The sequence below is a fragment of the Methanobacterium spitsbergense genome (assembly GCF_019931065.1).
Lineage (GTDB): Archaea > Methanobacteriota > Methanobacteria > Methanobacteriales > Methanobacteriaceae > Methanobacterium_B > Methanobacterium_B spitsbergense.
Genome location: NZ_JAIOUQ010000007.1, coordinates 373,377 through 383,961 on the forward strand (window position 1 = coordinate 373,377; position 10,585 = coordinate 383,961).

Below are 10,585 nucleotides of genomic sequence, written 5' to 3' on the forward strand. Positions count from 1 at the left end.
ATCATGTTGAATTAAGAATTTTTTATGGGGAACAAATGAAAAAAAAATTGTTAGCAGCTGTGGGAATGGTTGTTTTAGTAATATTATTAGTGTTTGGAACATACAACTATTATACTGTTACACAGGATACTATTGTTGTGGGATACCTACCAAGTAACCATGACTCTGCTTTATTTGTTGCGGACGCTTTGGGAATGTATCAAAAGGAGGGTCTTAAGGTTCAATTGGTTCCTTTCAGGGCTGGTTCTGAGATAACAGATGCAGCCAATCAAAACAGGATTGATGTTGGATACTGTGGAATCACTCCTGTAACCAGTGCAATAGATCAAAATTCAACTGTAAAAATTGTTGCAGCTGTAAATCAGGAAGGTAGTGGAATTGTTGTTTCTGAAAATAATAATATAACCAATGTTAGCCAATTTGTTGATAAAAAATTTTTAGTACCCAAGGAGGGAGGAATTCAGGATGTTCTTTTCAGATATCTGCTTATGAACAATAATATAAGTTCATCAAGCATTAACATAACAGAACTTGAAACTCCTCTTATGCAGAATGCACTGGCTGCGGGAAAGGTTGATGGATACATTGCTTGGGAACCATACGTATCTCAAGCCGATTTCATAGGAAATGATGATGTTTTCATGTATTCTAAGGATATTTGGCCGAATCATCCATGTTGTGTTGTTATTACAACAAATAAATTTATGAAACAAAAGCCAGATCAACTTAGAAAATTCCTTAAGATACATGTAGAAGCAACTGATTATGTTAACACCCATAGAAATGAAACAGCAGCAATTTTATCAAAAAAATTAGGTACTAATATTAATGTAGAACATGAAGCATTAAAACATGTTGAATTTATAGCAATACCTACACCTGAATTTGATGCTAAGATAATTAAATTAATTGATGTTCAAAAAGAGTTGGGTTATGTAAAGAATAATTTAACACTTGAACAAGTATTAGATTTGAATTTCTTACCTACATAATCTAATATTAATTCTTTATTTTTTAATATTAAAACTAATTAAAATCATCTTCTAACATTAATTCTTTTTTTATATCTTCTTTTGAATTTTTTGTATCATATTCATTGGCTAAAGGGTTTTCCTTGGAGAATAATGATGCAACGATAATCAAAACACTTATGATGGCACCTATTAGGAATGCTTGGTGGAAACCAGTGAGAAGTGTTTCAACTGGTACACTAAACTGGAAAGCACCAGTTGATGTAACACCCTCAACATTGGAAGATATATGGCTTACTGTACTGTCAAATATTGTTTCGAAGATCACAACACCCATTACAAGTCCAAGATATTTGGCTGTGTTTAAAAGGCTTGAAACTGATCCCATCATTCCTGGAGGGCTGTGGCTCATAACAAGTTTATTATTGGCTGGTGAAAACATACCATCAGAAAGGGATCTCATTAGAAGTGCTATCAACACAAATAATATCCCAAATTTACCAATTGTAGGGTCTAAAACTGTTAAAACGAAAAGTGCAATTGCAAGACAAATAGCACCAACAAGAGATGGTATTTTAGAACCCATGCGGTCAGAAATCCTACCAGATAAAGGTCCTACAAATACAATTAACAGCGTTGGTACAAGTATGATGAGACCTGCAATATCTGTACTGTAATTCATTATCAGTTCAAGGTAAAATGGTAATAAAAATATGGTACCAGTAAGCACGAAGCTCGTCATGAACCCCGCTGCTATTGAAAGATTTAGATATTTCTGTTTAAGAAGACACATATTGAAAAGAGGGTGAGGATAGAGTAATTCCCATTTATAAAACAGGAATATAAGAACTATTGAAGATAAAAAACCACTTAAAATTAATGGTGAGGTCCAACCCAATCTTCCACCCATTTCAAGTGATATTATAAGAGCGATTACAGCAAGGAATATTAAAAGTGATCCAATTAAGTCAAATCCCTGGTAATCTTCAGTGGCATGCATTTCAGGTAAAAATTGATAGGCTAGAATCATTGCAATAATACCTAAAGGTACCGTAATGAAAAAAATCCAGTGCCATCCAAAATATTCTGTGATAAATCCTCCCACACCATAACCCAATGATAGGGCAACTGTTGTTGCAAGTGAAATATATCCGAATACTTTACCTCTTGTAATATGAGGAAATGTGGTTGATATAATAGCAGGGGTCATGGATAGTAACATTGCAGAACCAATGCCCTGAAGAATTCTTGAAGATATCAACTGATATATATCCAATGATATTCCAGAAAAGTATGATCCAATGGTAAATAGGAATAATCCTCCTAAAAAAATCTTCTTATATCCCACATAATCTCCTATTTTTCCAAATATCAGGAGAAAACTTGTCAAAACCAGAAGATGTGCCACAACAACCCACGAAACAAGCGAAGTGCTAACGTCGAGATATTGGGAAATTGTTGGAAGTGCTATAGTAACAATACCTGCACTAAAAGACCATATAAAGACCCCAAAAGACATTATGAATGCTACCAAATTTCTATTTGTCTTTTTAATGGGTATATACTTGTACATAAGATTCTTCCATTATAATAATAAGATATTGTTAATAATAAGCGTAATAATTCCCAGTAAATAAATAGTTTAGAATAGTATATATCCTTTTTCAATACATGAAATTGTAATCATAAAATCATATTTTTTGTGGATAAATTGGATTTTCTGAAGGTTTTAATTCATCTATATTTTTTCTTAATATCAAAATTTTTATATTAATTTTATTAAGATTTTATATTCATTTGTTCTATACTAAAAGATTGGTTATTAATACTGGGTTTAATTCAATAGGAAACTAGTTGAATTACCAAATGAGGACAGGAAATCATTATTATTTGGATCTAGTAGAATTTAAATTGGACTTAAATTTTTGGTTATATTGAAGAAACATGAAGATCATTGCATTGAGATGTACCTAGTAACATCACAAACATCTGTTTGTTGGGAGTACTTGATATTTTTGATTGTCTTATAATTTAATTCATTGAAAACTTTTTGGTCACTGGAACATGTATGCATCCATTAATATTTGGCAAGCATATTACAAAGAGAATTTATAATTAAATTTAAAATAGATTTATTAATGAAATAATTTTAATCCGCTGTTTATCACAAACAATTAATAATGCCCATTATATTGTTGAGATAAGCTCTGCAAGTTGTTCGAGGTTTCTTACCTCAAAGAATTCTGCACCAGAGTCTTCATAATATGAAACACAGCTATCAACAACATTCCATTTGTTTCGCGGCTCAGGATTTAGAATAATCACTTTTTTGGACTTATCTACTATATACTCCATACCATCAGAACTTAACGGTCTTTTACCGGATTTAGGGCCTGCCCAGTCACGACAGTCACTTAAAATCAAAACATAAGATTTATTGTTAAGATCAGCCTGTTCTTTGAAACTTTCAAAAGCACTGTGCATGTTTGAAGTTCCATGTATCATCTGATTTTTTTGACGAATATCCCTAACCTTAATAAAAGCATCTAAAAGATTTGGTTCTTCAAGTGCAGATGTTGTTTCTACTGTTTTATTATCAAATTCGAAAGTTTTTGCCTTTTTAAATGAATTTTGTGCTGCATAAACCATTAAGAAAAACCAGTTACTTATCCAATCGCAGGATCCACTAACATCGTTAAGAAAGAAGTGTCTGTTTTTTTTCATTCTAGGTTTTGTTTTGATAATCTCAATCAAAGTGTTACCATATTTAAGATTCTTTCTAAGTGTTTTTCTTATATCTGGACGCATATTTTTGGATTGTTTACGTCTTCTAACCCTTTTATTTGCAATTTTATTCCCTAGTTTCTGGCAAAGATCCAATAGTTCAGGTTCAAATGTTGTTAAATGGTTAATATCTTTTCTAAGGAGTTCAGATTCATCCATATTTCTGTTTAACTCATCAAGTGGAGGTCTATAACTTGTAATATCAGATTCAGATACATATATTTTGGTTTTAGAAGGGTCTAACATTTTGAAAGAATAGTTGTAACCCTTTAAAAGATTTTTATTATTAGATGTTTTTGATTTAGAAGAACCATCTGATCCAACAGATTCATCACTTTCATTTCCATCACCAAATACCGATCTAAAAACTTTATCAAATTTAGCACGCTGCTGATTATTTTTTATATACACCGAAGCTAGAGCATCATTCAAAATTTCTTCATTGTCTTTGAACATTTGCATTGTTTCATGAGCTGTTTGGGTGCTTCTTAAACTGGCAGGTATATTATTTTCCCGTAGAAGCCTTGAAAACTTAACTATCTTTTCCATATTAATTCACTCAGTTATCTTTCACTAGAAAATTTTTTCAAAACCTTTTTTTTATCTGATTCGTTTTTTAAAACCACTGAAACTGTTTTTTTGAAAGTTTCATCGTCCAGTTTTTCTGAATTAAATTCCAGTAGTGTTTTAACCCAATCAACAGTAGCTCTAATTGATGGTTTTTTAAGGAGATTCATTTCCCTTAATTTATTGATCATAGTAACTACGCTTTCAACTAGTTCACTGGAAGCTGCAGGTACATTTGCACTTACGATCTCCACTTCTCTATCAAAAGAAGGATAATCAATGTAAAGGAATAAACAACGATCTTTAGTTTCATCTAAAAGGGATCTCTGGGAATTTGATGTCATTATAACCATTAAATCATTTTGAATGTCAAATGTTCCAAGGTCGTTAACTGTGATCTGTCCCTCTCCCAAAGCTTGTAGTAAAAAACTTTCAACTTCCTCATCAGCCTTATCTATTTCGTCTATTAAAATTACTGATGGATTTTTATTCATAAATCCCTGTAAAAGCGGTCTTTTAATAAAAAACTCTTCGTTGAATATGTCTTGGTCAATTTCTTTTATCCTTGACATCTCTAGGTGAAGTAATTGTTTTTGATAATTCCACTCACCGACTATCTGTTCGAATGTTATACCCTCATAGCATTGTACTCTGAAAAAATCCATTCCAAATGACCTGCTAACAGCTTTTGAAAGTTCTGTTTTACCTACACCCGGAGGACCTTCTACAAGAACAGGTTTTTTTAATTTAAAAGCTAGATATATCGTAGTAACCGTACTATTATCAGGTATATAATGGTTTTTAATTAAGTTATTTTTAAGTGATTCCATAGTAATTTCACTATCTTTCATAAGTATTTGTATTGTCCAAACGAAATTATAAATTTTCCTAATATGAGGAATTATATCTATATGAACAATTTTAATTATAATAAAAAAAAATATTTTAAATGAGTAAATACAACTAATAGATAGGGATTAAATGCCATATTTGATATGTGACAGATGTAATGGCTATTATGAGCTCCAGGAAGGAGAATCAAAGGAAGATTTTCAAGAGTGTCAATGTGGTGGAAATTTAACATTTTTCAATGAACTTAGAGATAATGCTAAGAAACAATCAACAATGGCATCCAATGATATTATCAATGATAATGATGTAGATTTAAGACATTCTTCTGAAAACACATTGGAAGATAAAAATCCGATTAGAGGATATAAATTCACATTTTTAGTATTATTCATTTTTATGATTTCTTTAGTAGCAGCTGCATCATTCAACAGTTTTGTAGCTAAAGACAACAACAGCATTTCCAATCAATACACACTTGGACACAATACAAAGGGTTATGTAACCAAATATATTTATCAATCTTCTAAATTAAACAAAACTTCAAATAAAATAGCTATTGTTACAGGCATACATCCCAGGGAACATCTTTCAAAGACTGTTTGGACCGATCTATTGAAGAATTATAATGTGCCACCAGGTATTGAAATTGTTCAATATGATATCAACGTTGTTGATGAGCCTGATGATTTTACATTGGGAAGAAATAATGGTGAAACCCTTGCAGCCACATATATACTCCTCGACATAGCTGAATCAAATTATAAAATGATAATAGTATGTCATGACCATGAGCCAGGATATGGGCAAGGATTTTATTTTGCAACCCCTGAAATGGATGCCAACTCTGTACAATTTGCCGAATCATTGAAACAGAAAATTCCAGATTTTAACTACTACAAAAATAATAATAACTCTGAGAAAGGTACTTCTAATATCCATTTCACAGATCCACTTGTAAAAAAGGGATATAGGGCAATTGTTTATGAAATGCCCGGATTATCAGGTTATATTGAAGCTTATAATAAAACTTTAGAACTTCTAGATATGTCTATACAGAATATGTGATTTAGTTAAAACATTCAGGTATTTAAATATAGGATAATTTTAATCATCATATCCTTCTTCATCTAAACTTTCATGTATTGAATCAACAATACATCCCGCATTCCAACCAATAACTTCTGATGCTTTTTTTTCAATGTTTCCTGGAACTGTTTCTAAACCATATGGTCTTATCATAACAATGGGTTTGCCAAGTTCCACAGCAACGTCTATTTCACGTTGAATCAAATCTTTATCCGCTGAATATAGGCCAGATAATATTACAACAACATCAACAGATTTCATCTGTTCTTTTAAATCATCTTTATCTGTTTTATCTGCAATACTATGATTGATGTATTGAAAATCATTAACAGATTCCAATTTACCAATTAATTTATCATATTCATAAGTTGATTCTTTTAGTTGACTTAAAAATAATTTATAAGTTATTGATTCATTTTCCATTATTTTTACTTCCCTATTTTCAATAATATACTACATATTTTATAGGAGTTCCACATCATCTTTGTATACATGGATGATCATAACTGGACAGCTTTCTGCGGCATCAACACTACAGTTTTCTTCTTCCATTTCAAGTTCATCATTATTTTCTACCCTTTCTGAACCAATGATATGTGCTATGCCACCTTCATCTAATTCAAAAAGTTCTGGACATAAATCCTCACATGAACCACATGATGTACACTTATCCCTTTCAACAACCACCCTAAATTTTAAATGATGTTTTTCATCCACATTTTTTGTCATATGGTTAATATATTGATTTTTCTATATAGATTTTTCAGATAATAATCAAATGAAATTTTTTTATAAAGTCTATTTATTTCCTATATATTTCTATAAAAATTAAAATGACACCTAGAACAGAAATATAAAATAGAAATATTTGAATCCAATGAAATAGGAGTTGATAGAATATGACATTTGTTTTGGTGATACACAGAGTAGAGGATTATACTAAATGGAAACCAGTATATGATGAAGATGGTGCTACACGAAAAGCCAAAGGTTCTAAAGGTGCTTCTGTTCTTAGAAATACAAAAGATCCCAATCATTTAGTAGTAATAACCGAATGGGAAAACTTGGAAAAAGCCAAAGATTTTACTGAATCTGATGATTTGAAAAATACAATGTTAAAAGCAGGTGTAGTTGGTAAACCCGCTGTTTTTTATTTAGAAGAGATAGAAAAAACACCATACTAATTACATAATATTTGTTCATTTTCTTTAAAATATCTTTTATCCAAATAAATGGTAGTTAGCATTATTCAGATGATCTATTGTCTAATGAATCATTCACTGTTTTTATAGACTGGAATACTGCCTTATTTTTAATTGCTTCAACAATAAATTCAATTTCATTATTATTTTCTTGTGTCCATTCCATTCCATTATTTTCATATAGTGTTCTAAAATATTTTTTTAAAAGAGCCTTGGACAGTAAATAATTTTTAGTTACTCCCTTTTCTGCAGCTTCAAGTAGTTTACTTTTTTCTTCATCCATAAACTGACCTCCCACATTTAAAGAAAAAAAATGAAGATTTTGATCATCCTAAGATAAATATTATTTACATCTAATAGATTACTTTGTGGATTCAATCAAATGAAATTATCTTTAATTATACTGTAGACTTTTTTTAAATATATATTTATCTCTAATTTATCTTATTTAACCAAAAGAATACGTATTTTCTATTTGAGATGAATCTAAAATTTTGAAAAAAAATTATTAAAGAGTTTAATCTTCCTTCAGTATCAACCTCATATCGACGGCTAATGCTCCTTTTCCTTCCTCAAAAACCATCAATGGATTGATTTCAAATTCATTGATCTCAGGGAAATCTGTTACCAACTGTGAAATCCTCAATATAATATCCGAAATAGAATCGATATCGCTTGCTTTATCTCCTCTTGTTCCTTCAAGCAGTTTATGGGTTTTAATTCCAGTTATCATATTGTTTGCTTCAATTTCACTTACAGGAACTATTGCAAATTTAACATCCTTTACAATTTCAACGTAAATACCACCAAGTCCAAACATTAACATAGGTCCAAAAGTAGGATCTTGGATCATACCTATGATTACTTCTTTATCTCCCGACAACATTTGTTGTAATTGCACACCTTCAAGTTGTGCTTCTGGTTCCTTTTTAGGTATATTCTCCATCATATCTTCGTAGGCTGTTCTGATTTCTTCTGCATTATTCAAATAAAGTTTTATTCCACCAACATCAGATTTATGGGAAATTTGTGGAGAAACTATTTTCATAACCAAAGGATATCCAATTTCTTCAGCAGCTTTCACAGTTTCCTCAACTGTTGTAGTAAGAGCAGTACCTACGGTTGGAATTCCATATGCCTTTAGTATATCAAATGATTCAAGACCAAATGTGTTAACACCCTTTTTCTTTGCATCATTGATTATATTCCTAACTGCATCCTTATCAACATCAAATTTAGGATGTTTTGGATATTCTTGATTTTTTATAATGGAATAATCATACAATCTTTTCATGCTTTTAACAGCTCTTTTAGGATACAAATAATTTGGAACCCTTTTTCCTGCAAGAAGTCTTTCAGCACCTTCAAAACGTGTTCCACCAAAGAAACTACATAAAACTGGTTTTTCGGATTTTTTTGCCAGTTCAATTGCTACATTAGCTGTTCCTTCAGGATCTGTTACTGACTGGGGTGTAACCAGATAAATTACTCCATCAACATTTGGATCTTTTAAAACAATTTCAAGTGCAAATCTAAACCTATCTGGACTTGCATCACCCAACACATCCACAGGATTTTTAACATTAGCAGTAGAAGGTAATCCTGCTTTTAACTTTTCTTGGGTATCACATGTAAGCTTTGAAAGTTCAAGACCGGCCTTAATCGCAGCGTCTGTTGTCATAATTGCAGGACCGCCAGCATTTGTTATTATAGCTATTCTATTCCCCATTGGAAGTGGTGATAATGCAAAAGCACTACTATAATCCATCATTTCATCAAGAGAAGTTACACGTATAATTCCACTTTGTGAGAATGCTGCATCGTATGCTGAATCAGAACCTGCAATTGTACCTGTATGGGAAGAAACAGCTTCAGATCCCTTGGCTGTCGTTCCAGATTTTATAAGTAAGATTGGTTTTTTCTGGGATGCTTTTCTACTTGCTTCTATAAATCCTTGACCATCCACAATGCCTTCAAGATATCCAGTTATAACTTCAGTATTTTCATCTTCCATAAAATCTTCAATACAATCATTTTCATTGATCCCGGCTTTATTTCCAAGGCTAATGATCCGAGAAAAACCTATATTCTTTTTATCAGCATAGTCAAGTATTGCTGCCATTATAGCTCCTGATTGGCTCATAAAAGCTATTTTGCCTTTATGTGCAATATCAGATGCAAATGATGCGTTCATATCATTGTATGTATCCATTATTCCCAAACAGTTTGGACCAACAAGTTCAATATCATAATTTTTGCATATTTCAACCAGTTTTTTCTCAAGTTTGAAACCTTCCTTATCAACTTCTTTAAATCCTGCTGAGATAACAACAATATTTTTGATTCCGGTTTCTCCACATTCTTCAACAGTTAATGGAACTAAAGATGCAGGTATAACTATTACTGCAAGATCCACGTGACCATATTCCTTTATTGAACTAAAAGCAGGAATCCCTAATACTTTGCCGCCTTTAGGGTTGATTGGGATAATTTTTCCCTTATAATTATTTAAAAGAGATGTCATTAAATCGTATCCAATTTTACCTTTTGTCTCAGATGCACCTATTACTGCAACTGATTTAGCATTAAACATATCAAGCATGTCTTATCACCTATATCACTGATTACTTTGTTATAAATTCTATATTTGGATTTCTTTTGAGTATCATTGAAAAGAAAATTTCAAAATAAACAATTTAACATCACTATTAAGAATATTTAAGTATTTTTATTTTGTATTTAAGATAATTAGTTGAAAATTTATTAATTAATAAAAAATACTCATTTATATGCAGTTATTTATAAAATCAAGTTTAAAAAATTCCAATCCAGAAAATTTATTTTATATTGTTTTATATAATGTATTTATATCAACATATTTTTGAATGTTTATTCTATAAATCAAGACTAAATATCCTTTCATTTAATATTCTGCTTTATTTGTTTGTTCAATAATAATTATTTATAATTTTGTTAATTATACAAACTTGTAAATCTCTAAAAAATTATATTGAATTAAATGATTTATTTAAGCATTGATTTATTGTTTTCAAGGTTAAGGATTATAATTGAGGCTGTCTCATAATTAACTTTTTTCGAATTTTTTTTTGTTCTTGTTTTTAG

Annotated in this window: 10 protein-coding genes; 3 read left to right on the top strand and 7 right to left on the bottom strand. The window is 30.8% G+C overall.

What is annotated here, in order from left to right:
* Nucleotides 1-35: 35 nt before the first annotated feature.
* The gene (locus K8N75_RS07560) at nt 36-992 is read left to right on the top strand and encodes an ABC transporter substrate-binding protein (protein ID WP_223791461.1); all 957 of its coding nucleotides are present in this window, start codon (nt 36-38) and stop codon (nt 990-992) included.
* 34 nt (nt 993-1,026) lie between these two features.
* Here K8N75_RS07560 and K8N75_RS07565 read toward each other — a convergent pair whose 3' ends face one another.
* The 3 genes from K8N75_RS07565 to K8N75_RS07575 all read right to left on the bottom strand — a co-directional run bounded on the left by K8N75_RS07565 (nt 1,027) and on the right by K8N75_RS07575 (nt 5,173).
* On the bottom strand, nt 1,027-2,544 hold the full coding sequence (locus K8N75_RS07565) for an MFS transporter (RefSeq protein WP_223791462.1): 1,518 nt from the start codon (nt 2,542-2,544) through the stop codon (nt 1,027-1,029).
* Between the two features lie 614 nt (nt 2,545-3,158).
* The gene (locus K8N75_RS07570; protein WP_223791463.1) at nt 3,159-4,304 is read right to left on the bottom strand and encodes a VWA domain-containing protein; all 1,146 of its coding nucleotides are present in this window, start codon (nt 4,302-4,304) and stop codon (nt 3,159-3,161) included.
* Between the two features lie 14 nt (nt 4,305-4,318).
* Entirely contained in the window at nt 4,319-5,173 is an 855-nt protein-coding gene (locus tag K8N75_RS07575; RefSeq protein WP_223791464.1) for an AAA family ATPase, read from the bottom strand.
* A gap of 130 nt (nt 5,174-5,303) precedes the next feature.
* Here K8N75_RS07575 and K8N75_RS07580 point away from each other — a divergent pair, with 130 nt between their 5' ends.
* Complete coding sequence (locus tag K8N75_RS07580; RefSeq protein WP_223791465.1) at nt 5,304-6,239, top strand: hypothetical protein; 936 nt, start codon at nt 5,304-5,306, stop codon at nt 6,237-6,239.
* Nucleotides 6,240-6,278: 39 nt separating this feature from the next.
* Here the strand turns inward: K8N75_RS07580 and K8N75_RS07585 are convergent, their stop codons facing one another.
* The gene (locus K8N75_RS07585) at nt 6,279-6,683 is read right to left on the bottom strand and encodes a TIR domain-containing protein (RefSeq protein WP_223791466.1); all 405 of its coding nucleotides are present in this window, start codon (nt 6,681-6,683) and stop codon (nt 6,279-6,281) included.
* A gap of 39 nt (nt 6,684-6,722) precedes the next feature.
* Complete coding sequence (locus tag K8N75_RS07590; RefSeq protein WP_223791467.1) at nt 6,723-6,989, bottom strand: ferredoxin; 267 nt, start codon at nt 6,987-6,989, stop codon at nt 6,723-6,725.
* Nucleotides 6,990-7,159: 170 nt separating this feature from the next.
* Here K8N75_RS07590 and K8N75_RS07595 point away from each other — a divergent pair, with 170 nt between their 5' ends.
* The gene (locus K8N75_RS07595; RefSeq protein ID WP_048190207.1) at nt 7,160-7,444 is read left to right on the top strand and encodes an antibiotic biosynthesis monooxygenase; all 285 of its coding nucleotides are present in this window, start codon (nt 7,160-7,162) and stop codon (nt 7,442-7,444) included.
* A 61-nt stretch (nt 7,445-7,505) separates the two neighbouring features.
* Here the strand turns inward: K8N75_RS07595 and K8N75_RS07600 are convergent, their stop codons facing one another.
* Together K8N75_RS07600 and K8N75_RS07605 are read right to left on the bottom strand one after the other, a co-directional pair.
* Nucleotides 7,506-7,745 carry a hypothetical protein gene (locus tag K8N75_RS07600; RefSeq protein WP_223791468.1) on the bottom strand — a complete coding sequence of 80 codons (240 nt, stop codon included), beginning with the start codon at nt 7,743-7,745 and terminating at the stop codon, nt 7,506-7,508.
* A gap of 234 nt (nt 7,746-7,979) precedes the next feature.
* Nucleotides 7,980-10,064: an acetate--CoA ligase family protein gene (locus K8N75_RS07605; protein ID WP_223791469.1), complete on the bottom strand. Its 2,085-nt coding sequence runs from the start codon at nt 10,062-10,064 to the stop codon at nt 7,980-7,982.
* Nucleotides 10,065-10,585: the final 521 nt, after the last annotated feature.

Bases quoted from the DNA above. Each gene is read 5' to 3' on its own strand.
- K8N75_RS07585 (WP_223791466.1), bottom strand. From the start codon at position 6,683: ATGGAAAATGAATCAATAACTTATAAATTATTTTTAAGTCAACTAAAA.
- K8N75_RS07580 (WP_223791465.1), top strand. From the start codon at position 5,304: ATGCCATATTTGATATGTGACAGATGTAATGGCTATTATGAGCTCCAG.
- K8N75_RS07560 (WP_223791461.1), top strand. From the start codon at position 36: ATGAAAAAAAAATTGTTAGCAGCTGTGGGAATGGTTGTTTTAGTAATA.
- K8N75_RS07590 (WP_223791467.1), bottom strand. From the start codon at position 6,989: ATGACAAAAAATGTGGATGAAAAACATCATTTAAAATTTAGGGTGGTT.
- K8N75_RS07605 (WP_223791469.1), bottom strand. From the start codon at position 10,064: ATGCTTGATATGTTTAATGCTAAATCAGTTGCAGTAATAGGTGCATCT.
- K8N75_RS07575 (WP_223791464.1), bottom strand. From the start codon at position 5,173: ATGAAAGATAGTGAAATTACTATGGAATCACTTAAAAATAACTTAATT.
- K8N75_RS07595 (WP_048190207.1), top strand. From the start codon at position 7,160: ATGACATTTGTTTTGGTGATACACAGAGTAGAGGATTATACTAAATGG.
- K8N75_RS07570 (WP_223791463.1), bottom strand. From the start codon at position 4,304: ATGGAAAAGATAGTTAAGTTTTCAAGGCTTCTACGGGAAAATAATATA.
- K8N75_RS07600 (WP_223791468.1), bottom strand. From the start codon at position 7,745: ATGGATGAAGAAAAAAGTAAACTACTTGAAGCTGCAGAAAAGGGAGTA.
- K8N75_RS07565 (WP_223791462.1), bottom strand. From the start codon at position 2,544: ATGTACAAGTATATACCCATTAAAAAGACAAATAGAAATTTGGTAGCA.